This window comes from Streptosporangium sp. H16, from assembly GCF_051918855.1.
Lineage (GTDB): Bacteria > Actinomycetota > Actinomycetes > Streptosporangiales > Streptosporangiaceae > Streptosporangium.
In genome coordinates this window covers 117199-141185 of the sequence record NZ_JBPXMD010000018.1, presented here as the reverse complement: position 1 = coordinate 141185, position 23987 = coordinate 117199, and the positions used below count along the sequence as shown (strand labels likewise).

22 protein-coding genes are annotated in these 23987 nt (G+C 70.2%); 8 read left to right on the top strand and 14 right to left on the bottom strand.

Going from position 1 to position 23987, the window contains the following annotated elements:
* The first annotated feature begins 92 nt into the window (after positions 1 to 92).
* Together ACTOQ2_RS27710 and ACTOQ2_RS27705 are read left to right on the top strand one after the other, a co-directional pair.
* On the top strand, positions 93 to 848 hold the full coding sequence (locus tag ACTOQ2_RS27710; protein ID WP_440103444.1) for an ABC transporter ATP-binding protein: 756 nt from the start codon (positions 93 to 95) through the stop codon (positions 846 to 848).
* The gene (locus ACTOQ2_RS27705; protein ID WP_440103442.1) at positions 833 to 2680 is read left to right on the top strand and encodes a hypothetical protein; all 1848 of its coding nucleotides are present in this window, start codon (positions 833 to 835) and stop codon (positions 2678 to 2680) included. The genes ACTOQ2_RS27710 and ACTOQ2_RS27705 overlap by 16 nt, the downstream gene beginning before the upstream one ends.
* Here ACTOQ2_RS27705 and ACTOQ2_RS27700 read toward each other — a convergent pair.
* Positions 2664 to 3284 carry a helix-turn-helix domain-containing protein gene (locus ACTOQ2_RS27700; RefSeq protein WP_440103440.1) on the bottom strand — a complete coding sequence of 207 codons (621 nt, stop codon included), beginning with the start codon at positions 3282 to 3284 and terminating at the stop codon, positions 2664 to 2666. The genes ACTOQ2_RS27705 and ACTOQ2_RS27700 overlap by 17 nt on opposite strands.
* 343 nt (positions 3285 to 3627) lie before the next feature.
* Here ACTOQ2_RS27700 and ACTOQ2_RS27695 point away from each other — a divergent pair, with 343 nt between their 5' ends.
* Both ACTOQ2_RS27695 and ACTOQ2_RS27690 read left to right on the top strand, forming a co-directional pair.
* Positions 3628 to 5208: an NCS1 family nucleobase:cation symporter-1 gene (locus tag ACTOQ2_RS27695; protein WP_440103438.1), complete on the top strand. Its 1581-nt coding sequence runs from the start codon at positions 3628 to 3630 to the stop codon at positions 5206 to 5208.
* On the top strand, positions 5208 to 5948 hold the full coding sequence (locus ACTOQ2_RS27690; protein WP_440103436.1) for an aspartate/glutamate racemase family protein: 741 nt from the start codon (positions 5208 to 5210) through the stop codon (positions 5946 to 5948). Before ACTOQ2_RS27695 ends, ACTOQ2_RS27690 begins: the two co-directional genes overlap by 1 nt.
* Positions 5949 to 6008: 60 nt before the next feature.
* Here ACTOQ2_RS27690 and ACTOQ2_RS27685 read toward each other — a convergent pair whose 3' ends face one another.
* Positions 6009 to 7478 carry an AAA family ATPase gene (locus tag ACTOQ2_RS27685; protein WP_440103434.1) on the bottom strand — a complete coding sequence of 490 codons (1470 nt, stop codon included), beginning with the start codon at positions 7476 to 7478 and terminating at the stop codon, positions 6009 to 6011.
* A gap of 210 nt (positions 7479 to 7688) precedes the next feature.
* Between ACTOQ2_RS27685 and ACTOQ2_RS27680 the strand changes: the two genes are divergently transcribed.
* The 3 genes from ACTOQ2_RS27680 (at position 7689) to ACTOQ2_RS27670 (ending at position 10198) form a co-directional block, all read left to right on the top strand.
* Positions 7689 to 8213, top strand: coding sequence for an RNA polymerase sigma factor (locus ACTOQ2_RS27680; RefSeq protein ID WP_440103432.1), 525 nt, complete (start codon positions 7689 to 7691; stop codon positions 8211 to 8213).
* 25 nt (positions 8214 to 8238) lie between these two features.
* On the top strand, positions 8239 to 9333 hold the full coding sequence (locus ACTOQ2_RS27675; protein ID WP_440103431.1) for a CU044_5270 family protein: 1095 nt from the start codon (positions 8239 to 8241) through the stop codon (positions 9331 to 9333).
* Between the two features lie 334 nt (positions 9334 to 9667).
* Complete coding sequence (locus ACTOQ2_RS27670; RefSeq protein ID WP_440103429.1) at positions 9668 to 10198, top strand: pyridoxamine 5'-phosphate oxidase family protein; 531 nt, start codon at positions 9668 to 9670, stop codon at positions 10196 to 10198.
* Between the two features lie 56 nt (positions 10199 to 10254).
* Here the strand turns inward: ACTOQ2_RS27670 and ACTOQ2_RS27665 are convergent, their stop codons facing one another.
* Together ACTOQ2_RS27665 and ACTOQ2_RS27660 are read right to left on the bottom strand one after the other, a co-directional pair.
* On the bottom strand, positions 10255 to 10467 hold the full coding sequence (locus ACTOQ2_RS27665) for a DUF397 domain-containing protein (RefSeq protein WP_440103427.1): 213 nt from the start codon (positions 10465 to 10467) through the stop codon (positions 10255 to 10257).
* On the bottom strand, positions 10455 to 11357 hold the full coding sequence (locus tag ACTOQ2_RS27660) for a helix-turn-helix domain-containing protein (protein WP_440103425.1): 903 nt from the start codon (positions 11355 to 11357) through the stop codon (positions 10455 to 10457). Before ACTOQ2_RS27660 ends, ACTOQ2_RS27665 begins: the two co-directional genes overlap by 13 nt.
* Before the next feature lie 254 nt (positions 11358 to 11611).
* On the opposite strand from ACTOQ2_RS27660, the gene ACTOQ2_RS27655 reads away from it, so the two are divergent.
* On the top strand, positions 11612 to 12136 hold the full coding sequence (locus tag ACTOQ2_RS27655) for an ATP-binding protein (RefSeq protein ID WP_440103424.1): 525 nt from the start codon (positions 11612 to 11614) through the stop codon (positions 12134 to 12136).
* Positions 12137 to 12821: 685 nt separating this feature from the next.
* Here ACTOQ2_RS27655 and ACTOQ2_RS27650 read toward each other — a convergent pair.
* The 10 genes from ACTOQ2_RS27650 to nhaA all read right to left on the bottom strand — a co-directional run bounded on the left by ACTOQ2_RS27650 (position 12822) and on the right by nhaA (position 23922).
* Positions 12822 to 13736 carry a LysR family transcriptional regulator gene (locus ACTOQ2_RS27650; protein WP_440103422.1) on the bottom strand — a complete coding sequence of 305 codons (915 nt, stop codon included), beginning with the start codon at positions 13734 to 13736 and terminating at the stop codon, positions 12822 to 12824.
* A 202-nt stretch (positions 13737 to 13938) separates the two neighbouring features.
* The gene (locus ACTOQ2_RS27645; RefSeq protein ID WP_440103420.1) at positions 13939 to 15111 is read right to left on the bottom strand and encodes a glycine C-acetyltransferase; all 1173 of its coding nucleotides are present in this window, start codon (positions 15109 to 15111) and stop codon (positions 13939 to 13941) included.
* 73 nt (positions 15112 to 15184) lie between these two features.
* The gene (gene tdh / locus ACTOQ2_RS27640) at positions 15185 to 16213 is read right to left on the bottom strand and encodes an L-threonine 3-dehydrogenase (RefSeq protein WP_440103418.1); all 1029 of its coding nucleotides are present in this window, start codon (positions 16211 to 16213) and stop codon (positions 15185 to 15187) included.
* A gap of 277 nt (positions 16214 to 16490) precedes the next feature.
* On the bottom strand, positions 16491 to 17597 hold the full coding sequence (locus tag ACTOQ2_RS27635; RefSeq protein WP_440068878.1) for an SPFH domain-containing protein: 1107 nt from the start codon (positions 17595 to 17597) through the stop codon (positions 16491 to 16493).
* A 4-nt stretch (positions 17598 to 17601) separates the two neighbouring features.
* On the bottom strand, positions 17602 to 18039 hold the full coding sequence (locus tag ACTOQ2_RS27630) for an NfeD family protein (RefSeq protein WP_440103416.1): 438 nt from the start codon (positions 18037 to 18039) through the stop codon (positions 17602 to 17604).
* Between the two features lie 111 nt (positions 18040 to 18150).
* Positions 18151 to 19287 carry a fumarylacetoacetase gene (gene fahA / locus ACTOQ2_RS27625; protein ID WP_440103414.1) on the bottom strand — a complete coding sequence of 379 codons (1137 nt, stop codon included), beginning with the start codon at positions 19285 to 19287 and terminating at the stop codon, positions 18151 to 18153.
* Entirely contained in the window at positions 19287 to 20192 is a 906-nt protein-coding gene (locus ACTOQ2_RS27620) for a hypothetical protein (protein WP_440103412.1), read from the bottom strand. The genes fahA and ACTOQ2_RS27620 overlap by 1 nt, the downstream gene beginning before the upstream one ends.
* Before the next feature lie 53 nt (positions 20193 to 20245).
* Complete coding sequence (locus ACTOQ2_RS27615) at positions 20246 to 21418, bottom strand: homogentisate 1,2-dioxygenase (protein WP_440103498.1); 1173 nt, start codon at positions 21416 to 21418, stop codon at positions 20246 to 20248.
* A 216-nt stretch (positions 21419 to 21634) separates the two neighbouring features.
* Positions 21635 to 22447, bottom strand: coding sequence for a phytanoyl-CoA dioxygenase family protein (locus tag ACTOQ2_RS27610; RefSeq protein WP_440103411.1), 813 nt, complete (start codon positions 22445 to 22447; stop codon positions 21635 to 21637).
* Positions 22448 to 22608: 161 nt separating this feature from the next.
* The gene (gene nhaA, locus ACTOQ2_RS27605) at positions 22609 to 23922 is read right to left on the bottom strand and encodes a Na+/H+ antiporter NhaA (protein WP_440103410.1); all 1314 of its coding nucleotides are present in this window, start codon (positions 23920 to 23922) and stop codon (positions 22609 to 22611) included.
* Positions 23923 to 23987: the final 65 nt, after the last annotated feature.

The following is a 23987-nucleotide window of genomic DNA, read 5'->3' as shown; positions in this document are numbered from 1 at the left end:
AGTTCTCAAAAGCTTATATTTCTTGATCTCTGTCTCGGTCACCTCGCGTACCAACCGGCTGACTTCTGCCCCCCGCGATCCGGAGTACCCCCATGCCCGCAGCACTCGAGATCCACGGCCTGTGCAAGACCTTCGGTGAGAAGGTCGCCGTCGACCACGTGGATCTGACCATCCCCCAAGGCTCCTTCTACGGGCTCGTCGGCCAGAACGGGGCGGGCAAGACGACCACCCTGTCCATGGCCGTCGGCCTGCTGCGTCCCGACGAGGGCCACGCGCGCATCTTCGGCGCCGACGTCTGGTCCGACCCGGCCACGGCCAAGACGCTGGTCGGCGTGCTGCCCGACGGGATGGCCATGCCCGAACGGCTCACCGGCCGGGAGGTGCTGACCTACCTCGGGCTGCTCCGCGGGCTGCCGCGCGAGGTCGTCGACCAGCGCGCCGAGGAACTGCTGTCGGTGCTGGAGCTCGACGAGGCGGAGAAGACGCTCGTCATCGAGTACTCCACCGGGATGCGCAAGAAGATCGGCCTGGCCACCGCCCTGCTGCACGCGCCGAGGCTGCTCGTGCTCGACGAGCCCTTCGAGGCCGTGGACCCGGTGTCCGCCGCGACGATCAAGACGATCCTGCGCGGCTTCGTGGCCGGGGGCGGGTCCATCGTGCTCTCCAGCCACGTCATGGCCCTGGTGGAGCAGCTCTGCGACCACGTCGCGGTGATCGACAAGGGCAGGGTGGCCGCCGCGGGCTCCCTGGACGAGGTCCGCGGCGCCGGCTCCCTCGAAGACACCTTCGTCGGCCTGGTCGGCACCGCCGACGGCGGCGTGAAGGAGCTGACGTGGCTGTCGAACTGACCATGGTCAGCATGAAGGTGGCCGTGCTCCGTCACTCGATGAGCGGACAGCGGGCCGGCTTCGTCGTCATGGGCGCGCTGGTCGGCCTGGTCCTCGCGGCCGGCACGATCTTCACGGCCCTCTCCTGGCCGGACCTGCTCCCGGCCGTCTACGCCGTCTGGATGCTGGGCTGGATCTTCGGTCCCGTCTTCGCCGGGGGCGGCGACGAGACGCTCCGCCCGGAGTACTTCACGCTGCTCGGCCTGCGACCGCGCCGCCTGGCCTCGGGACTGCTCGTGGCGGCCTTCGTCGGGGTGGCGCCCGTGATCAGCCTGCTCGCCCTGACCGGGCTCGCGGTCCTCGGCGTACGGCAGGGCGTCGCGGCCGCGCTCGTCTCGATCCCCGCGCTGCTGCTCCAGCTCGTGGTGTTCGTCCTGCTCTCCCGGGTCGCGGTCGCCCTGCTCGGCCTGGCCCTGCGCTCCCGCGTGGGCGCGGTCGGCGCCGGGCTGACCAACGGCCTGATCCTGGCCTTCCTCGGCCAGATCTGGGTCGTCTTCATGGCACTCGGGCAGACGGCCGGTGTCCCGCCGGTGGTGGCGACGGCGGCCCGCTACCTGCCCTCCGGCTGGGGGACGGTCGCGGTCGAGGCCGCCGCGTCCGCCGACTGGTCGCGGGCCCTGGCGGCCCTCGGCGGGATGGCGCTGCTGGTCGTCCTGCTGCTGGCCGCGTGGGCGGCGCTGCTCACCCGGCGGGCCGGGGCGCCCAGGGCGGCCACGCGGGGACGCCGGCCGATCCGGGCCACCACCGCCTCCGGCGCCGTACTCGCCAAGGAGTTGCGCACCTGGTCGCGTGACCTGGTGCGCACCCACCAGCTGACCTTCGCCCTCGCCTACGGCGTGTGCTTCGCCGCGGCCCCGCTGCTGGTGGGCTGGACGGGGATGCTGCCCTGGGCGGGACCGGTGTTCGTCGTGATGGCCGCAGCCATGTCGGCCAACCTCTACGGCACCGACGGCACCGCGCTGTGGCTCACGCTCATGACGCCCGGCGCGAGCGACGTCCGCGGGCGGCAGCACGCGTGGCTGCTGACCGTCGCGCCCGTCGCCCTCGTGGTGACGGTCTCGCTCGCCGCGGTCACCGGCGGGCCGTGGCCCATGCTGGTCGCCGTCCTGCTCGCGCTGCTGGGCGGCGGCGCCGGGCTGGTCCCCCTGGTCTCGGTGTACGGGCTCATCCCCGGCACCGACCCGCACCGGCGCGGCGGCAACCCGCTGCGCTCCACGGAGGAGGACGGCGCGGTCACCGGCATGGTGTACGCCGTGCTGGCGCTGACGGCCCTCACCGCTGCTCCCGCGGCGATCGCGGCCGGGTTCCTCGGCTGGGCGGGAGTCGCCGTCGGCATCCTGACGGGGGCTCTCTGCTACTGGGGGCTCGGGCTGCTCGCCGAGCGGCGGCTGCTGGAGAAAGGGCCCGAGCTGCTCGACACGATGCGCACCGGCCGCCGACCGGCTCCGAAGCCGGGCGCGAGAGGGCGGCTCCCCTTCGAGTCCCTGCCGCGCCACAAGCAGATCATCATCGGGATCTGCTTCACGGTCGGCGCGATCCCGCTGTTCCCGCAGGGCCTGCTGGCCGGCTACCTCAAGGCGTCGGAGAGCCCGACGCGCGCGTGGTTCCTCGCCCTCTACCTGCCGCCGTGGCTGCAGTGGCCCACGATCGTGTTCATGGTCCTGCTGGGGGTGGGCCTCTACACGACGGGCGTGGTCCTCTCCTACCGTCGGAAGGAGTCTCCGACGGTCAGCGGTGAACCCGGTGGTGGACTCGGTGGCGAACTCGGTGGCGAACTCAGTGGTGAACGATGAGCCAGGTCGCGACGGCGATGACGGTCTCCGAGCGGTTGCCGATGATGTGGGGGCGGCTGCACGGGAAGGTGATGGAATCGCCCTCGGCGAGGGTGACGACCTCCGACTCGAAGTCGATGGTCAGCTCGCCCCGGGTCACCGTCCCGACCTCGTAGCCCTCGTGCTTGAGGAAGTGGCCGTGGGCGTTGGAGGTCGAGCTCGGCGGATAGGTCGACTCGAAGAACTCGACGTCGGGTGACGGCGTGGGCGAGAGCCTGCGGAAGGTGACGCCGCCGCTGAGCCGGATGGGGGCGACCTCCCACGAGCGCCGGATGGCGAACCGCCCGGCGGGTGTGCCCGGCCCCGCCGGGCCGGCGCCGGGCGGTTCGGCGGTGTCGAACACGGCCGCGAGCGGCACGCCGATCGCGGACACGAAGGCGATGAGCCTGCTGACGGACGGCCGCATCGTGCCGAGCTCGATCTGGGAGACCGCGCTGGCCGAGATGCCGAGCTCGCGCGCCAGGGCGCGCAGCGACATCCCCGACCGGAGCCGCAGCTCGCGAAGCCTCCGGCCGAGGTGCTCGTTCGTGATCGCCTCGATCTCCGTGCCGGGTTCCGGGGTCATGCCTGTCACGGCCTCCACACCAATTGTCACAAGGCCTTTACGCGGGTGAAATTAGGGCTCGGGTGTCAAGGCATACATTGACGGCAGCTGTTAAGTGACCACTTAACAGCCCACGCCACAGCCCCTGCGACGACCCCGGCCGCAGCCCATGCCGCGGCCCGTCACCCAGCCCGTCGAGCAGTCCCGAACGGTTGCCACGGCTGCGCCGACACGCCATTCTCGCCGATCCTCCGAAGCCGATTCCTCGCGCCGAGCCCCCGAGCCGATCCCGGGCACCTTCCGCCTCGGCACGCCCGCACGCGGGACACCGGTTCCCGCGCCGTACCCCCCACGGAAGCTGACAATGACCGAACACAGCGCACCGTCCCAGCCGAAACTACACGACGTCGTCGAGGCGGCAGGCATGCCCGTCGGCGCCGGTCTCGTCAAGCCCGGCTACGACCCCCGGCTCGCGAACGAGGACCTGGCCCCGCTCCGCGAGCAGAAGTGGTCCTCGTACAACATCTTCGCCTTCTGGATGTCCGACGTGCACAGTGTCGGCGGCTACGTCACCGCGGGCAGCCTGTTCGCCCTCGGGCTGGCGAGCTGGCAGGTCCTGTTCGCCCTGCTCGCGGGCATCGTGATCGTGAACGTGTTCTGCAACCTGGTCGCCAAGCCCAGCCAGGTCACCGGGGTGCCGTACCCGGTCATCAACCGGGCGGTCTTCGGGGTGCGCGGCGCGAACATCCCCGCCATCATCCGCGGGCTCATCGCGATCGCCTGGTACGGGGTGCAGACCTACCTCGCATCCCAGTCGCTCATCATCATCTTCCTCAAGTTCTGGCCCGCGTCGGCGTCGCTGAACGAGGGCGGCTTCCTCGGCCTGTCCGCGCTCGGCTACATCTGCTACGCCATCCTCTGGGTGGCCCAGGCGGCCGTGTTCTGGAAGGGCATGGAGGCGATCAGGCGGTTCATCGACTGGGCCGGCCCCGCCGTGTACGTCGTCATGGTCGTGCTCGCCGTCTACCTGGTCGGCCAGGCGGGCTGGGAGAACATCAGCCTCGACCTCTCCGAGGGCGAGAACCTCGACTTCGGCGCGTCCATCCCGGTCATGCTCAGCGCGATCGCCCTCGTCGTCTCGTACTTCTCCGGGCCGATGCTGAACTTCGGTGACTTCTCCCGGTACGGGAGGTCGTTCGCGGCGGTGAAGAAGGGCAACCTGCTCGGGCTGCCGGTCAACTTCCTGTTCTTCTCGCTGCTCACGGTGATCACCGCGTCGGCGACCGTGCCCGTGTTCGGCGAGCTCATCACCGACCCCATCCACACGGTCGAGCGCATCGACACGCCGTTCGCGATCCTGCTGGGCGGGCTCACCTTCGTCATCGCGACCATCGGCATCAACATCGTGGCGAACTTCATCTCCCCGGCGTTCGACTTCTCCAACGTGAACCCGCAGAAGATCAGCTGGCGGACCGGCGGCATGATCGCGGCGGTCGGCTCCGTGCTGCTCACGCCGTGGAACTGGTACAGCAACCCGGACGCCATCCACTACACGCTCGGCATCCTCGGCGCGCTGATCGGGCCGCTGTTCGGGATCCTGATCTCCGGCTACTACATCGTGAGCCGCCAGCGGGTGTGGGTGGACGACCTGTTCACCCTCGAACCGACCGGCCGCTACTTCTTCCGGAGCGGCTACAACCCCAACGCGGTCTGGGCGACGGTGCTCAGCGGGGTCCCCGCGATCGCGTCGGTGCTCCTGCCGAAGATGCTGCTGGACCTGGAGCTCACCACGGCCGACGTGACCTGGATCGCCGACTACAGCTGGTTCGTCGGCTGCGGGCTCGGGTTCGTGGCGTTCACCGTGCTGGAGCGGATGTCGCCGAGGATCGGCGGTCTCGACCGCGACGCCGAGCGGGTGTCGGACGGCACGACCCTGGCCGGTTGATGACCCGCGTCGGAATCCGGGTGATCAACCCCAACACCGCCCGGGCCATGACCGAGAACATCGGCCGGTGCGCCCGGGCGGTCGCGGCGCCGTCCACCGTCGTCACGGCCGTCAACCCGGCGATGGGCCCCGAGTCGATCGAGAGCCACTACGACGAGGCACTGGCCGTGCCGGGCCTGCTGGCGGAGATCGCGGCGGGCGAGGCGGAGGGGGCGGACGGGTACGTCATCGCCTGCTTCGGAGACCCCGGCCTCGACGCCGCCCGCGAGCTGGCCTCGGGACCGGTGGTCGGGATCGCCGAGGCGGCCATGCATGCCGCCACCCTGGTCGGCCGGAGCTTCAGCGTCGTGACGACCCTCGCCAGGACCACGGGCCGGGCATGGGACCTCGCCGCCCGGTACGGCTTCGCGGGCGCGTGCCGGGGGGTGCACGCCTGCGACATCCCGGTATTGGAACTGGACGGCCCGTCCTTGGACGCGCGGAAGGTGGTGACCGCCCTCTGCGCCGAGACCGTGGAACGGGACGGATGCGACTCGATCGTGCTCGGCTGCGCGGGCATGGCCTCGTTCTGCGCGGACGTCTCCCGGGCCGTCGGCGTCCCGGTGATCGACGGCGTGGCCGTGGCGACCAAGCTCGTCGAGTCGCTGGTCTGCCTCGGCCTGCGGACGAGCACCCGGGGCGAGTTCGCCCCTCCCGGCCCCAAGAGGTACACGGGCCTGCTGCGCGACTTCACCGTCTGACGTACGCAATCCGATGCCCTGTCCTCCGGCACCGCGGCGCGGGGACAGGGCACCGGTCGTTCAGGACCTCTCGTAGAGACGGGCCAGATCGACGAGTTGCACGTCCACGCGGTCCTGCGCGGTCTCCCGCAGCTGGGGCATGAAGCCGGCGGCGCCGAACAGCAGCAGCCGGGTGCCGGGAGTGGCGCGGTCGTCGCGACGGATGAGAAGTTCCCGGAGGCGCTCAAGGCGCTCAAGGTGACCACGACCGACGACGTCGCCGTACTTCGCCTCGCCGATCGCGAGGATGACCTCTCTGCCGTCGCCGTCACGGCCGAAGACGACGACGTCGATCTCGTGGCTGTTCCTGGCCGCCGGGTCGGGCAGGACACCGGAGGCGACACGGGTGCGTAGACCGCCGAGGGTTTCGGCATCGGCGTACCAGCGCGTCCAGGTGCGGGCCAGGTGTTCGAAGTGGGGGCCGAGGACCTTGCTGCGAAACGCCGTCTGCGAACGATCCCAGACCTGTCCGGCATAACCGGGACGCTCCAGGTCGGTCCATTCCGGCCGCATGATCGCGTGGTAGAAGCTGAGAATGGGCTCGGTGATGCGGTAGGTGGAACGTTTGCCATGGAAGGCGTCCGGATCCCGGGTGATCATGCCGACGTCTTCCAGGAGCGTCAGGGAATGGCTCAGGTCGGTGGATTTGCGGCCGAGGAATCCGGCGATGCCGCCGCGAGTATGGTTGCCGTTCGCGATCGCCGACAGGACACCGTGGTATAGGGCGACGTCCCGCAGCTCTGGCTCCTCGGCGAGGAGGAACCGGGCCTCACGGAACAGGGGACGACCCGGGTTGAGCACGTTGCGCATCACCCACGGCCCGAAGTCCTCGATGTCGTCAGGGACGTCGCCAAGGGTGAACTCGCGCCGGTAGGCGGGGGTGCCGCCGACGACGGCGTTGACCAGCAACGCCAGGGCCGGATCGGTGATGCCCCAGAAATCCCTGGCCAGCCGGTAGTCGAGGGTGGGAACCACCAACTCCAGGCTCGCCCGACCACGGAGCGGCGCGGTTCCCGCGAGGAGCGAGCCCATGAAGGACAGGGCCGATCCGCACAGCAGGAGCCGTACCGCGCTGCCGTGGCGCTGCCCCTGAGGGCCGAGAGCCCGTTGGATCAGGGAGGGAAGGTGTGAAGAAGCCCTGACCAGATAGGGAAACTCATCGATGACCACGGGGGTCGGCCCGGCGACGGCGATGGTCATGAGGAATTCGATGGCCTCGTCCCAGTTCGCGAACCTGCGGGGGACCGGCTCTCCGAGATGGCGGGCGAGCGCCGTGCCGAACTGCTGGAGAGACTCGGTCTCGGTCGCCTCGGTCGCGGCGAAGTAGAACCCTCCCGTGGCCCGGCAGACCGCGTCCAGCAGGAAGGTCTTACCTTGGCGGCGGCGTCCGGACACCACGCCAAGCGTGGCCTCCGGTCCCGAATAACGGACGAAGCGCGACAGTTCCGACCACTCGTAGTCACGATCGAACATCTCTATCGGCTTGTCCATGGTTACCTCCATCAATGATGAGGACGTTTATTATAAGTCAACTCATCATCGGTTATCCGGGGTGGGGTCGGAGGGCTTCTTCCTTGGGGATTCGCCGTGAGACATGACCATCGTTGTGTGGCAAGGGCTGACGTGGTGGAGTGCGGGCGAGCATGAGGGACGAATCGACGGGACGCGGTAATCCGGACGTGTTCGGAGGGACTACTTGGTGTGGACGATCCCGAAGAACGATTCACCGACCTGTACGACCGGCACTACCGCAGCGTGCTCGGCTACGCCCTGCTGCGAGCCGGGCGCGACGCGGCCGAGGACGTCTGCAGTGAGACGTTCCTCGTGGCGTGGAGACGGCTCGCGGAACTGCCCGAGCCGCCGCTGCCCTGGCTGCTCGGTGTCGCCCGCAACCTGCTGGCCAAGCAGCGCGACTCGCGCACCCGCCGCCAGGCCCTGGCCGACCGGATAGCCGCCCTCACCACCTCGCGCGACCACGTGGCGTGGGACGTGGCCGAGCACGTCATCGACAGGGAGAGCGCCCTGGCCGCGCTGTCGGCCCTGCCCGAGCAGGACGTGGAGGCGATGGTGTTCGCCACCTGGTACGGCCTGCCGCCGGAGCAGGCCGCGACCGTCATGGGGTGTTCGGTCCGCACGTACAACGTCCGGCTGCACCGGGCGCGCAAGCGCCTGGCCCAGGCGATGCACGCCGGCGGCCCACGCCGCGTTCGCAGCCTCGAATCCTGATCCGCACCCCTTTGGAGCCCCTTTCATGGATGATCGCACGTTCGCCCGGCTCAGGCCCAGCGAGCTGGACGAGCTGACCGAAGACGGTTACCGGCGCCGCCGGGCGGACGACCTGGCCCGCGCCTTCGCCACCCCGCACACCGAACCGGCCAGGCCCGCCCGCCTGGCCCGGCCGCGCTCGCGGCGGCCGTACTTCCTCATGGCCGGCACACTGGCCGCCGGGCTCGCCGCCGCGGCCGTCGTCGTCACGACCGGCGACGGCCCCGGTCCGGGCCCGGGTGGCGCCGTGGTGGCCTCCACGACGCAGGGGGCGCCCGGACGCGTGGCGGACGCGCGCACGTTCCTGCTGGCCGCGGCCTCCACCGCGCGGCGGGAACCGGCGGATTCCGGCCGCTACTGGTACGTCAACGAGCGCACCATACAGAAGGTGTACAACGTCCCCGGCGAGCACACGGCCGAGATCAAGGCGGAGCCCGCCGAGTTGCCGTACGCGGCCTACCTGGCCAACACCCGCGAGACCTGGCGCGCCATGAAGGCGGGCGAGACCGGCCGGAGGGTGAGCAACCAGGACGTGGCGGTCATGTTCGGCTCCCCACAGGACGAGACCGCCTGGAAGGCGGCGGGGTCGCCCGAACTGGCGGACGGCGAACCCCGGACCGACGACGCCTTCGAGTCGATCCTGTCGATCGACAACCCGAGCCTGACCCCGCGGAGTGTCACCGAGCTGCCCGCCGGCCAGGACGGGCTCAAGCGCCACCTGGACGACCTCTGGAAGCGCAGCCCCGACTCCGCGGGTTCCGGCAAGGCCGTTTACCTGTGGCAGACGGGCGTGGACCTGATGACCGCGCCGATCACGCCGGGCACCCGGTCCGCGCTGTTCAAGGTGCTCGCCGACCAGCCGGGCATCACTTCGCAGGGTGAGGCGAAGGACGCGTTGGGGCGCACAGGGGTCGCCCTCTCCTCGTCGACGGCGGACGCCTTCACCTTCCGTCTGATCATCGACCCGCGGACGGCCGAACTGCTCCAGTACGACGTGATGGAGAAGGGCGTGACGCTACTGAGCGTGGCGCTGGCCGACATGGGCTTCGCCGACAGGCTCGGCGAGCGCCCGAAGGACTGATCTCCCTCGTGACCGTCATCCCACACCCTCACCGTGACGGTCACGGCCCCGCCCTCCTGATCGGCGAGCCGCCCGAACCTCGGCGTGCCGCCGGTCAGGAGGGCCTTTCCACGCAGGACGTCGATCACGGGCCGGTCCCAGGTCACGGCAGGCACCGGCAGCAGCGAGTGGGAGCGGTCGGCATCACTTCCCCGGACTCGTGGCGGCCCGCCACGGTCCGCGAGACGGGCGAGGAAACATGACATGAGGTGTCGGGTTTTTGGGCGAGCATGGTTTGACCGGCCGGCGTCGACGGCGGCCGTGGACCGGCCCCTACGGATGGACAAGGACTTCAATGCGCGAAACGCCAGAAGAGCTCAAAGAGCTTCAGGCCCTCCTCGACGCCTCCCTCTCCCGATCCACTTCGCACCTCCGCTCGATCATCAACAGCGAGCGCACCCTGACCGCGGAGCAGCTCACCCGGGTCCTCACCGGCATGTGCACCCTCGCGCTGTCCACCGTGACAGCGAAGAGCGAGCCGCGGATCAGCGGTGTGGACGGGCACTTCCTGCACGGAAAGTGGCACTTCGGCACGGCACGCAACGCCGCCAAGGCCCGCCATCTCGCCGCCCGGCCCGCCGTCAGCGCCGCGCACCTGCGCGGTGAGGACCTGGGCGTGTTCACGCACGGCACGGTGGAGATCCTCAACCCCCGGGACGGTGAGCCCGCCGCGGACTGGCCGGACCTGCTCGCGTACCTCAAGGGCTTCTACGGCGGCGACGCCTTCGACTGGGACGACGAGGTGGTCTACTACCGGCTGCGTCCGCACTGGATGACCGTCTACACCTCCGACGTCGCGAAGCTCACCGCGGCCCTCCAGCCCTGATCCGCAGCGGGACGGACCTGGTTTCCCCGGCACGCCCGGCGCCTACATCCTCACTGTCAGCCGAGATCGCCGTTCTTGATGGTGGTGATGAAGGTGTTCCATTGGTGGGGGGTGAGGATGAGGGCGGGGGCGGTGGGGTTTTTGCTGTCGCGGACGCCTCGGTGGCCGTTGGAGAGGTCGGCGATTTCCACGCAGTCGCTCGCGTCGTGACCGGAGAGGGTGGATTTGCGCCAGTGGGCGGTGTGAAGTTGTTGGGTCAGGTCGTCCATCGCTGGATCGCCTCCTTGATCTTGTCGCGTGAATCGCTCCGGGACAGAGCGTCCGCACGGATCAGGTCATATAGGAATTCTAGCCTTTTTATCTCTTTGACCCGCTCGCTCATCCGGTCCCCGGTGCTCTGGGAATCGATGTAGGCCACGGGAGGTGCGTTTTTTGGCATGTCGGCGATGGTGAAGCCGCCCAGCAGGCCGAGCACGTTGCGTGCGCTGTGGGGGAGCACCTGCAGAGAGAGCCATGGGTTCTCCGACATCTCCAGAAGGTAGTGGAACTGTCCCCTCATCACCTCGGGATCAGCGACGGGACGGTGCAGGATGCCCTCGTCCAGGATGACCCAGAGCATCGGGGGGTTGGGTCGGTGAAGAATGCTCTTTCTGCCCATTCGGTCCGCGACGTTCTGCTGCACCTGATCGGGGGTGGTGCCGGGGCTGCGGCTGAGGATGGCTTCCGCGTACTGCTCGGTCTGGAGGAGGCCGGGCACCATCAGTGCTCCCCAGATGCGCTGGGAGGTCGAGAGGGGCTCGAACTCCAGCCAGGGGCGGAACCAGTGGGGGACCTGGCTGGTCGTGCGGTCCAGGCGGTCCAGGAGATCGACGAGCGTCGTGCCCAGGTTGAGGGCCTCGTCGATCTGACGGGCCAGCTTCCAGGTGGGGGCACGGTGGCCGTTCTCCAGCATGCTCAGATGGCTCACGGCGAGAGGGACCGCGATGCAGAGCCGCCTTTGGGTAAATCCGGATAAAATCCGGTATTTCCGTAGCTCTCTTCCGAATTGAACGCGCGTGGATTCATGCGAATCCGTATCGAACTCCGGCTCCGATTCTGTCTCCGGCTCTGCAACTGCCTCCGGCTCTGGATCCGACTCGGGATCCGGGATGATGTGCATTTCGGTCTCCTCTCGCTGTCTCTTTGGGATTCTCCTTCATCTTCATTCCCGAGGGAATGGATACGAGGTTTTCATGGGTTCACAGTGCTGTGAACTTACTTCGCGAACTGTGAACCCCTGGTAATCGCGGTTCGGCTTCCTCTGCGTCTTTGCGTTTGGGACCGTGTGCCTGTCGAGCCGGTGCTGTCGCGGTATGTCAGTTGATGGCTCACGCGATAACGGGTCGGTTCAACTCGGTCGGAAGGGGCAATCCCGTGGAGCTGGAGACGTTCAGCGAAATACCTCTTCTCGGTAATGTCGAAGCCGCTTCGAGGGCGCGGGAGGAGGTTCGTAAATGGCTGGGAGAGGGGCATCCGGCCTATGAGGACGCGCGGCTGGCCGTGTCCGAGCTGGTGACCAACGCCGTCCGGCACGCCCGATACGGGGTCACCGGGCAGGCCGGGGCTTGCGATGACGACCCGCTGATCCTGCGGTTGCTGGCGTACGGCGGCCTGCTGCGCGTCGAGGTCGTGGACGCGGGCCTGAGCGTCGAGGAACCCCGCCTCCGGGCGGACCCGGCATGCCTCCTGATGGAGAACGGCCGAGGGCTGGCCATCGTCGGCATGCTCTCGGGCGGAAACTGGGGCTACCGATCCCACGGCCGCGAACCCGGACGGACCGTCTGGTGCGAGCTTCCCGCGAACCCGCCGCGCTCTGACGAAAGTCTCACCGAGAGTTCGGCGCCACCGTCTCCGGATGATCTCCTCCCCGGAGCGCCGGCCTCCGCTCAGCGGGGGTGACGCGCCGCTCCCGGCACCCGTTGGGAGCCAACGAACCACCCCCGGCGGGTGGCGGCACGCGGGTTCGTCCCCCACGAAGGAACCCGCGGCATGTGCCGCTCCAGCTCCACCTCCCCGTTGGAGCACCTCGCCGGGGGTTTCCTGTCCCGGTCGGAACCTGCTCGTAAGCCTCGCCGCGTGGGAACGACGGATGCCACGATGCTTCGTGCGGACCGAACGTATCTTCGGCTATACCGAAAGCAACTTTGCGGAGACGGGCCCGACGTGGTGTCCTCGCGGTGCGCCGGAGCGCGTCGGCCCGGGGCGGGAGGATCCGTCCTGGAGGGCGAGTACGGCCAGGTTAAGCGCTTTCCAAAAATTGCGTAATCCTGGATGCATCCATGAGTCCCCTGTTCCACGAAAAGTCCCATAAGGAATCTTTAGGACGGGGTGGGTGATATGTATCTGGTGTTTCAGTCAGTGATCGCCGGGATGATCGCCGCGGTCGCCCTCGTGGTGGGGGCGATGGGCCGTCACTGGCACCGTAGCCGGCACCGGTGGCCTGTTCTGACGGGAGCGTGGACGGGCGACGGCGAGGAGCCCTCGTCGCCCTTGGAACTCGAAGGCGTGGACGACGGGTACCTCGGTGCCTCGTACGTACCGAAGACGTCCTCGGCCGCGACGAGCGTCCGGGTCACGGGGGTCGTCACAGGGACGGGGTCCTGCGGAGTGTCGTCGCGGCGTCCTGGAGAGCGTTCAGCAGTGGGATGAGCAGGGGATGTCGCTCGGCGCCCCGGCGTACGGCGGTGAAGACGCGGCGTTCGGGGCCGGGCACCGGGCGGATCACCACGCCGGAGGGGTCGGTGCCGCGCAGGGCCAGGCGCGGCACCATCGCCACCCCGGCTCCGGCGGCGGCGAGTGCGACCACCGCGCTGAAGTCGTCGGAGGAGTGGGCGAACTCGGGGGTGAAGCCCGCGTGCTCGCAGGCCAGCGCGATCACGTCGTGGCAGGGGTTGCCCGGGTAGGGGCCGATCCAGGTCTCGCCCGACAGGTCCGCGACCGTCACCTCGCTCCCGGAGAGGCGATGGCCTCGGGGAAGCACCAGGTCGAACGGCTCGGAGTAGAGCGGGATGCGCGACAGCCGCCGGTCGTCCTCGGCGGGGGCCCCGCGGTACTCCACGGCCACGGCCGCGTCCACCGCGCCGTCCAGGACCATGGTGAGGCTCTGGTCACCCTCGGCGTCCAGGACGCGCACCCGGATGCCGGGCTCCTTGTCCCGCAGGGTGCCGACCGCGGGAGCCACGACCAGCCCGATCGCGGTGGCGAAGGAGGCCACCTTCACCTCGCCCGCCGTACCGGCCGTGTAGGCGGCGATGTCGGCCCCGGCTCGCTCCAGCTGGGCGAAGATCTCATTGGCGTGGTCGAGGAGGATGCGCCCGACGGCGGTGAGCCGCACGCCCCGGCCGTCGCGGTCGAGCAGCCGGTGGCCCACCTCGTGTTCCAGGGCGACGAGCTGCTGGGAGACCGCCGAGGGGGTCAGGTGCAGCGCGGCGGCGGCCGCGGTGACCGTGCGGTGGTCGGCCACCGCACGCAGGGTCCTGAGCCGCCGCGTGTCTATCACCTTCGTATTCTCGCCGAGGTCACCCGCGACCTGCGACAAACGCCCTTTTGCCGGTCGTCGCGGATGCCCGGCGACGGCTCCGGGGGGCCGATGTTCGGCTCCCCGGGCACCCGTTCACGAACTGAGCCGGTGTCCGGCCGCGAAGGTTCGTTCGCGGGCCGAGGCGGGGCCGGGGACGAGGTCGGTGTCCGGCCGCCGGTGTTCAGCCGCGGGCGGCGGCGAAGGCCTCCAGCGCGCGGTCGACGTCCTCGGCCGAGTGGGCCGCGGACAGCTGGACCCGGATGCGGGCCTGGCCGTGCGGGACCACGGGGTAGGAGAAGCCGATCACGTAGACGCCCAGCTCCAGCAGGCGTTCGGCCATCGCGGCGGCCTCGGCGGCGTCGCCGATCATCACCGGGACGATGGGGTGGTCGCCGGGCAGGATGTCGAACCCGGCCTCGGTCATGCCGGTGCGGAACCGCTCGGTGTTGGCGCGCAGCCTCGTCCGGGCCTCGTCCGAGCCGCTGATCAGGTCGAGGACGCGCAGCGACGCGGCGGCGATCACCGGGGCGAGGGAGTTGGAGAACAGGTAGGGGCGCGAGCGCTGGCGGAGCAGCTCGCAGATCTCCTTGCGCGCCGCCACGTAGCCGCCGCTGGCCCCGCCGAGCGCCTTGCCGAGCGTGCCGGTGAGGATGTCGACCCGGTCCCGAACGCCGTGCAGCTCGGGGGTGCCCCCGCCGTGCTCGCCGACGAAGCCGACGGCGTGCGAGTCGTCGACCATCACCATGGCCCCGTACCGCTCCGCCAGGTCGCAGATCTCCTCCAGCGGCGCGACGTAGCCGTCCATGGAGAAGACGCCGTCGGTGACGATCAGCCTGCGCCGGGCGTCGGCGGACTCCTTGAGCCGCGCCTCCAGCTCGGCCAGGTCGCGGTTGGCGTAGCGCAGGCGCCGCGCCTTGGACAGGCGGATGCCGTCGATGACGCTCGCGTGGTTGAGGGCGTCGGAGATCACCGCGTCGCGGTCGTCGAGCAGCGTCTCGAACACGCCGCCGTTGGCGTCGAAGCACGAGCTGTACAGGACGGTGTCCTCCTGGCCGAGGAAGTCCGACAGCCGCGCCTCCAGCTCCTTGTGCACCTCCTGGGTGCCGCAGATGAAGCGGACCGACGCCATGCCGAAGCCCCAGCGGTCGAGGGCCTCCTGGGCGGCGGCGATCACCTCGGGGTGGTCGGCCAGGCCGAGGTAGTTGTTGGCGCAGAAGTTGAGCACCTCGCCACCACCCGCGACCGCGATCCCGGCGCGCTGCGGGGTGGTGATGACCCGCTCGGGCTTGAGCAGCCCGGCCTCGGCGATCTCGTTCAGGGTCGTACGGAAGTCGTCGCGGAGATTGTCGAACATCAGGCGGTCCAATCCGAGGTGATCTTGCAGGTTCCGCTGTGGACGGCGCCGAAGTCGCGGCAGGAGCCGGACATCAGGCCGTCCAGTCCAGGATGACCTTGCCGGTCCTGCCTCCGGCGGCGGTGTCGAAGGCCGCGTCGAAGTCGCGGTAGGAGAAGCGGTCGGTGATCACGGGGGAGAGGTCGAGGCCCTTCTCCAGGAGCACGGACATGGCGTACCAGGTCTCGTACATCTCCCGGCCGTAGATCCCCTTGAGCGTGATCATCGAGGTCACGATCGTCGCGAAGTCGACGGCGAACTCCTCGACGGGCAGGCCGAGCATGGCGATCTTCCCGCCGTGCGACATGGAGGCGATCATGTCGCGGAGCGCCTTCGGGTTCCCGGACATCTCCAGTCCCACGTCGAAGCCCTCGCGCATGCCCAGCCCGTCCATGCCCTCCTGGACGGACGTCTCGGCGACGTTCAGCGCCAGGGTGACCCCGAGCTTGCGGGCCAGCTCCAGCCGCTCCGGGCTGACGTCGGTGACGACCACGTTGCGGGCGCCCACGTGGGTGGCCACCGCGGCGGCCATCAGCCCGATCGGGCCGGCGCCGGAGATCAGCACGTCCTCGCCGACCATCGGGAACGTCAGGGCGGTGTGCACCGCGTTGCCGAACGGGTCGAAGATCGCGGCCACGTCGAGATCGACCGGGACCCGGTGCACCCAGACGTTGGAGGCCGGGAGTGTCACGTACTCGGCGAAGGCGCCGTCGCGGTTCACGCCCAGCCCGATCGTGGCGCGGCACAGGTGCCGCCGTCCGGCCATGCAGTTGCGGCACTTGCCGCAGACCAGGTGCCCCTCACCGCTGACCAGGTCGCCGGGGGCGATGTCCTCCACGCCCGGCGCCACCTCGACGACCTCGCCGCAGAACTCGTGGCCGATGACGAGCGGCGTCCGCAGCGTCTGCCGGGCCCACGCGTCGAAACTCCGGATGTGCAGGTCCGTGCCGCAGATCCCGGTGCGCAGCACCTTGATCAGCACCTCGCCGGGGCCGACGGACGGTTCAGGCACGTCGGCCAGCCACAGGCCGGGTTCGGCCCTCTCCTTGACCAGCGCTTTCATAGCGGATTCCCCCTCAGCTCCGACCCTACGCACTGTGCCCGGTCGCCTTCGGGGATGTCCATCGCGGTTTTCTTAACCCCACCCACAGCGTTGCTTCACGCCCGGTCCCCGAGACCTAGAGGGTTACCCAGACATTTGACCGCAAACCGACCAGCCGAGTGGTCCTCGCCGTCGGTTCCCACCACGACATCGATCCTCCCGCCCGGACACGCCGGGCGGAAGGACCGAGGGAGAGGCGAGGGGATCGAGGTCGGGAGGGCCGGGAGAGCCGGGAGGCTCAGGAGCCGTTCCCGCGGTGCTCCTCCCGCGCTCCCACTGCCGTTCCCGCCCCTGTCCCCGTTCCCAGGAGGTCGTCGCCGGGCAGGTGCGCGGGGGGTGCGTTGAGCTGGCGGGGGCCCAGATCGGCCTCGGCCGCCTCGGCGACCGCGTCGGCGGCGGCCTGCTCGGCCTGCTTCCTCTCCTCGGCCGCGGCCTCGTTGACCCTGGGGGCCTCGCGGACGGCCGACGACTGCGGCAGCGCCTCGGTGAACGCCTTGGAGACGCCCTGGATCGCGGAGGTGACCTCGCTGGGGATCACCCAGAACGTGTTGTTCGGGCCCTTGGCCAGCTCGGGCAGCACCTGCAGGTACTGGTACGCCAGCAGCTTGGGGTCGGGGTCGTTGCGGTGCACGGCCTGGAAGACCTCGTCGATGGCCTGGGACTGGCCCTCGGCCTTGAGGATCGCGGCGCTCCGGTCACCCTCGGCCCGCAGGATCGCGCTCTGCTTGTCGCCCTCGGCGGTGAGGATCTGCGACTGCCGCTGGCCCTCGGCGTTGAGGATCGCGGCGCGCTTGTCCCGCTCGGCGCGCATCTGCTTCTCCATCGCCTCCTTGATGCTCTTGGGCGGGTCGATGGCCTTGATCTCCACCCGGTTGACCCGGATGCCCCACTTGCCGGTCGCCTCGTCCAGCACCCCGCGCAGCTGGCTGTTGATCGTGTCGCGCGAGGTCAGCGTCATCTCCAGGTCGAGCGAGCCGACGACGTTGCGCAGCGTGGTGACCGTGAGCTGCTCCACGGCCTGGATGTAGTTGGCGATCTCGTACGCCGCGGCCCGGGGGTCGGTGACCTGGAAGTACAGGACCGTGTCGATCTCGACGACCAGGTTGTCCTCGGTGATCACCGGCTGGGGCTTGAAGGAGACGACCTGCTCGCGCAGGTCGATCATCGGATAGACACGGTCGATGTACGGGATGACGAAGTTCAGGCCGGGCTTCAGCGTGCTGTGGTAGCGACCCAGCCGTTCCACGTTGCGGGCCCGGGCCTGGGGGACGATGCGCACCGAACGGATCACGGTGAACACCGCCAGCAGGGCGATGAGCAGTCCGGCTATGAGCAGAGCGTCCATGGTGTCACTCCCGTGGATACACGAGCGCGGTCGCGCCCTCGATCTCGATGACGTCGACGGTCGCCCCGGCGGGTATCACCAGGGTCTCGTCGTAGGCCCTGGCGGACCACTCCTCGCCGCCGATCCGCACCCGGCCGTCCCGGCCGGTCACCTCGCGCAGGACGTAGGCGGACTTGCCGACGATCGCCTGGATCCCGAAGCGCTGGCTGCGGGGCTGCAGGCTGGTGAGATGGCGTCTGGCGATGGGCCGGACCACGGTCACTCCGGCGGCCAGGGAGGCGATGAACACCACGAGCTGGAGCGGGACCGGCAGCCCCAGCACGGCGGCGACGGAGGTGATGAGGGCGGCGCCCCCGAGCAGGCCGAGAGCGGTGGTCAGGGTGAATATCTCGGCGACTCCCAGCGCCACCGCCAAGATCAACCAGATGACCCAGTACTCCATGCTCCGGCCCTCCTGTCTGTACAACGCGCCGGACGTCTGGGAGGTTCCTTTCCCACCGTATGTCCTTCACCGCATCGCCGACAGGCCCGACTCTGCCGTCCGGTGCCGGGGCTACCGCGCGGGCTCGATCGTTCCCGACACCTCCCCCAGGGTGATCATGGTTCCACCGGGTCCGGGGGCGGTCGCGGTGATCGTGACGGTGTCCCCGTCCTCCAGGAAGGTCCTGGCCGAGCCGTCGGGCAGCTTCAGCGGCTCGGTCCCGTTCCAGGTCAGTTCGATCAGCGAGCCGCGCTCGCCCGGTTCGGAGCCGGAGACCGTGCCGCTGGCGTAGAGGTCGCCGGTGCGCAGGGCGGCGCCGTTGACGGTCATGTGGGCGAGCATCTGGTCGGGCGTCCAGTACATGTCCCGGTACGGGGGGCGGGAGACGACCTCACCGTTCACCGAGACCTCCAGCCGCAGGTCGAGCCCCCACGGCTCCTCACGGCGCAGGTAGCCGAGCGGCTCCGGGTCCTGCGGCCTGCCCTCGATCCGCGCCTCCGACAGGGCCGCGAGCGGGGTGATCCACGGCGACACCGAGGTGGCGAAGGACTTGCCGAGGAACGGGCCCAGCGGGACGTACTCCCACGCCTGGATGTCGCGGGCGCTCCAGTCGTTGACCAGGGTCACGCCGAACACGTGGTCCTCGAACCGCCCTGCCCGGTCGCCGAGGGCCGTGGGCGCGCCGACGACGAATCCCAGCTCCGCCTCGATGTCCAGCTTGGCGGACGGGCCGAAGACCCCCGCGCCGCGCTGCCCGCACGGCCGGGTGACCGGGGTGCCGGACGCGACGACCGTCCCCGCCCTGCCGTGGTAGCCGACCGGCAGGTGCCGCCAGTTCGGCTTGAGCGGCTCCTCGTCGGGGCGGAACATCCGGCCCAGGTTGGAGGCGTGCTCCAGCGAGCAGTAGAAGTCGACGTAGTCGGCCACCTCGACCGGCAGGTGCAGCGTGACCTGGTCGAGGGGGACGAGGTGCGGCCCCATCACCGCCTGGTCGGTGCTCAGCTTGTTCTGGATCAGGGCCCGGGTGGCGCGCCACGCGGCCGGGCCCCTGGACATGAAGGCGTTGAGCGAGCCGGTGGCGAACACCTCGTCGTGCAGGGCCCCGGCCAGGTCGACCACGTGGTCGCCGTATCGGACGCCGACGCGAGGGGTCTCCCCCTCGTGGCGGGAGAAGACTCCGTAGGGCAGGTTCTCCAGGCCCCAAGACATCACACGCTCTCCTCTTCTGTGCCTTCTGTACCGGGGGTCGCGGGGGCCGGCGGGCGCCGGTCGATCAGGCACAGGGCCGTCAGGTCCTCGATCGGGGTGTGCGTGTCGCACGACCCGTACGACACCAGCAGCTCCCTGGCCCGCGCCGCGGTGTCGTCGGGCACGGCCTGCGCCAGCCGTACCAGCTCGCCGACGTCGGTCAGCTTCAGCACCGGCACCGGATCGCGGTCCTCCACGGCCGCGCAGACCGCGAGGACCAGGTTGAGGAAGCCGTGCCGGTCCACGCCCAGTTCGGGATCGAAGTGACGGACCGCGTTGTGCAGCCCCGCGGTCGCCTTGAACGGCACGCCGTGCCTCGCGCAGTGCGCGATGAGGGCGCCCAGGTCCGCGGCGCGGGGAAAGGCCCCGGCGGTCAGCCCGCCGCAGCGGAACTTCAGGCCGGGGCCCGTGGCGTCGCGCGGCAGGGAGGCGAGGTCGCCCGGGGACACCTCCACGAACAGCCGGGCACCGCCCGGCAGCCGTCCGGCCAGCCGCTCCGCCGCGGCCCCCGGGGTCTCGCCCGGCGCCTGACGCACCTCGACGAGCTCGACGGCGAGGTCCTCAAGGGACTCAAGGGACTCAAGGGACGGGACGTCGGGGGTGCCCAGGATCAGGCCGAGCCGGATCGGGAAGGTCAGGTGGTCGCGAAGCTCCGCCAGGCGCCCGGCCGGGCAGAGGAACCGGTGGGTGAGCACCGGGTCGTCGCCCGCCAGGTCGCTCCTGTGCCGCTCCAGGGCCTCGGCCATCGGCAGCCCGGTCGGCGGGAACAGCCCGGCGTCGTCGACGAGCCCTCGGAAGAGCACCGCCGTTCTCGTCCCCACGTCGTTCACCTTCGCGCCCGTCCCCGTGCTCGCGTGTGCGCTCATGGCCCTGTCCCTACCCCGTGGCGGGCCCGCGTTCGCGACGGGCCCGTGACCCGTCAACGGGCCCATGTCCACGCGTACGCGGGGTCCTCCACCGACAGTCCCGCCGGGCCCAGGTCGAGGGGGCGGAAGGTGTCGACCATCACGGCCAGCTCGCTCGTCCGCGTGTGGCCCTGCCGCACCGCCTCGATGACGGCCTCGACGGCGCCCGGCTGCGGGCCGTGGGTGAACCCCGCCGGGTGCAGCGAGACCGAGCCGACGTCGATGCCCGAGCCCCTGCGCGCGGTGTAGTCACCCCCCGCGTAGAACATCAGCTCGTCGGAGTCGACGTTGTGGTGGTTGTAGGGGATCGGGATCGCGTCCGGGTGGAAGTCGAGCGGCCGGGGGCAGAACGAGCAGATCACGAAGTTGGGACCCTCGAAGGTCTGGTGCACCGGCGGCGGGGCGTGGGTGCGCTTCACGATCGGCTCGAAGTCGTCGATGTTGAACGCGTACGGGTAGAGGCAGCCGTCCCAGCCGACCACGTCGAACGGGTGGTCGCGATAGACCAGCCGGGTGAGCCCGCCGCGCGTGCGGACCAGCACCGGCACCTCCTCGCCCTCGGCGATCAGGGGCTCCTGCGGGGTGCGCAGGTCGCGCTCGGAGTAGGGGGCGTGCTCCAGGAACTGGCCGTACTTGGACAGGTAGCGCTTGGGCGGCCGGATGTGGCCCGCCGCCTCGATGGTGAAGGCCGTGACGCGGCCCCGCGGCACCCACCGGTGAATCGTCCCGGTCGGGACGACCACGTAGTCGCCCTCCCCGGCCTCGATCACCCCGTACGTCGACTCGAACCTGACCTGCCCGCTCGCGATGTAGACGCACTCGTCGCCCATGGAGTTGCGGTAGAGCCCGCTGGGGGCCTCGCTCGCTGCGTACGACATGCGGACGTCGGCGTTTCCGGCGAGCAGCCCGCGCCCGGTGACCAGGTCGCCCCCGTCCGGCAGGTCCTGGGTGCGCAGGTGGCGGGGGGAGAGGGGCACGTTGGGGGTGAGAAGCCCTCTCGACGCGTCGGGCTCGACGGCCTCGGCCTTGAGGATCGCCGTGGGGAGGTGACGGTGGTAGAGCAGCGACGAGTCGCTGGAGAACCCCTCCTCGCCCATCAGCTCCTCGGCGTACAGCCCGCCGTCGGGCCGCCGGAACTGCACGTGCCGCTTGCGGGGGATCTCCCCCACGACCCGGTAGTACGGCATCCGCTTCTCCCAGATCTGTCCGTTTATCGGACGCATACGTCCTTTATACGAACAACCATCTGTCAGGGGCGGGGAGATGTCAAACGTCGTCCGGTGACTGCCGGTTCTCGGCGCGCCTGACCCGGCCGTACGAAAACGGACGGCGCGGTGCCGCCGGACGTGCCGCTGCCCGGGTACCGGGTTCTCCGCCCGGTTCCGGGAACGGGCGGAGCATGTCTACCCGGCGCCGTGGCCGGTGCCGTCCCCGTCCGGACCGGGGGTGTCCTGTCCCAGGCCCCGGCGGATCGCGATCTCCACGGGTGAGTACGCGCTGTCGGCCCGCTCCAGCTCGTACGGCGCGGCCGGCATCAGCGGCGGCTGGGCCATGAAGCGCGGCCGCACCCCATGGTGCGGTTGCGCCGCGTGCACCAGGAACGGATGGCACAGGAAGACGTCGCCCGGGGAGCCGGTGGCGAGGGCGAGTGGCCGGTGGTCGGAGGCCGCCACCAGATCGGGCGCGAGGACCAGCCCGCTCGCCCCGTCCTCCCCGTACTTCTCCAGCACCTTCGGCACGTCGAGGTGTGAGCCGACCCGGATCCGGGTCGGGGCGTCCTCCTCACCGACCTCGCTGAACAGGAAAAGCATCAGCAGCGCCCGGCCCCGGGAGCGCAGATTCGTGAAGTACCAGCTCTCGCCCTTCGGCAGATAGCTCCCCTCGATGTGCCAGCCCGCGTCGTCCGGCTCCTCCTCGTGCGGGAAACGCAGCGGGAACGAGCCCAGCGAGTAGCGCGGCTCCCAGCGTCCCGCGCCGACGAGCAGGTCGTACACGTGCTGCAGGAACGGGGAGTTGGGGGCGGCGGCGAACGGCCCCTGCGCCATGCCGGCCACCCAGTGCACGGGCCGCGTCCACGTCGCCGGATCGTCCGGGTCGCAGCCCGTCTCCCGCCACAGCAGCCGCGCGCAGTCCGCGGCCACGCGCGGCGCGACGGCGCCCTCCACCTTCACGAAGCCGTCGCGCAGGAAGCGGGATACCAAAGTCGTGTCATCCATGCCCCCATCGTGCGGCGACACCGGTCCCGGCCGCCCGACATTTTCCGCGCCGCCTTTGTCGGGTGTTCACCGAACCCCTTCCCGCCCCCCTGAGGCCGGAAGCGACCACTCCCACGGCCACAACCCGTCCGGAGTTCCTGGAACCGCTCCCCTGAGTACGCTCAGGAACGTGCCTGGTAGACGTCGGGGATGCCGTCTCTGTCGTGGTCGGCGGTCTCGGCCTCGTGGATGCGCCGGTAGACACGATTGCGCAGCCGGAGGACGAGCGCCGCGGCCAGGGCCGCGATCAGGGAGCCCGCCAGGACCGCCACCTTGACGTGGGCGTCGCTCTCGCTGCCGGCCCCGAAGGCCAGTTCCCCGATGAGCAGGGAGACGGTGAACCCGATACCGGCCAGTACCGACAGCCCGCCCACATCCACCCAGCTCAGGTTCTCGTCCAGGTCGGCGCGGGTGAAGCGGGCCACCAGCCAGGTCGCGACCATGATCCCGACAGGCTTGCCGACCACGAGCCCGATGACGATGCCCACCGCGATCGGGTCGGCCAGGGCGGTGGCCAGGCCGCTCACCCCGCCGAGGGTCACCCCCGCCGACAGGAACGCGAACACCGGCACGGCCACCCCGGCCGAGATCGGCCGCAGGCGGTGCTCGAAGTGCTCGGCCAGGCCGGGCCCGGCGTCGGGGCCGCCGGCCCGCTCGCTGCGGACGACCGGCACCGTGAAGGCCAGCAGCACCCCGGCGACGGTGGCGTGCACGCCCGAGGCGTGCATCAGCGCCCAGGCCGTGGCGGCCAGCGGCAGCAGCAGCCACCAGGCGCGCACCCGGCGCTGCACCAGCAGGGCGAAGATCGCCAGTGGCACCAGCGTGCCCAGCAGTGGCAGCCACGACAGGTGCTCGGTGTAGAAGACCGCGATGATGACGATGGCCAGCAGGTCGTCGACCACGGCCAGGGTGAGCAGGAAGGTGCGCAGCGCCGCGGGCAGGTACCGGCCGATGACCGCGAGCACGGCCAGCGCGAACGCGATGTCGGTGGCCGTCGGGATCGCCCAGCCCCGCGCCGCGCCGGCGGCGCCGCTGGAGAGGGTGAAGAGCAGGTACAGCGCGGCCGGGACGATCACGCCGCCGAACGCGGCCGCGATCGGCACCGCGGCCCGCCGCGCCTGGCGCAGGTCGCCGGCGACGAACTCGCGTTTGAGCTCCAGCCCGGCCACGAAGAAGAAGATCGCCAGCAGCCCGTCGGCGGCCCAGGCCGCGAGGGTCAGATCCAGGTGCAGGGCCGCGGGCCCGATCTTGACTGCGCGCAACCCCTCGTAGGCGTCCGACCACGGGGAGTTCGCCCAGATCATCGCCGCCACCGCGCCGACCAGCAGCAGCGCTCCGCCGAAGGTCTCCCCGCGCAGTATGTCCGCGATGCGGCGGGTCTCGGCCCACGACCCCCGGCTGAACAGGCGAGGCGTGCTGGTTGAGGTATCGCTCATGGGCGCTCCACTTTCGGGATCAAGTCGGACATTGCCGACCAGACTTCCCGGCGCACCAGCGTTCA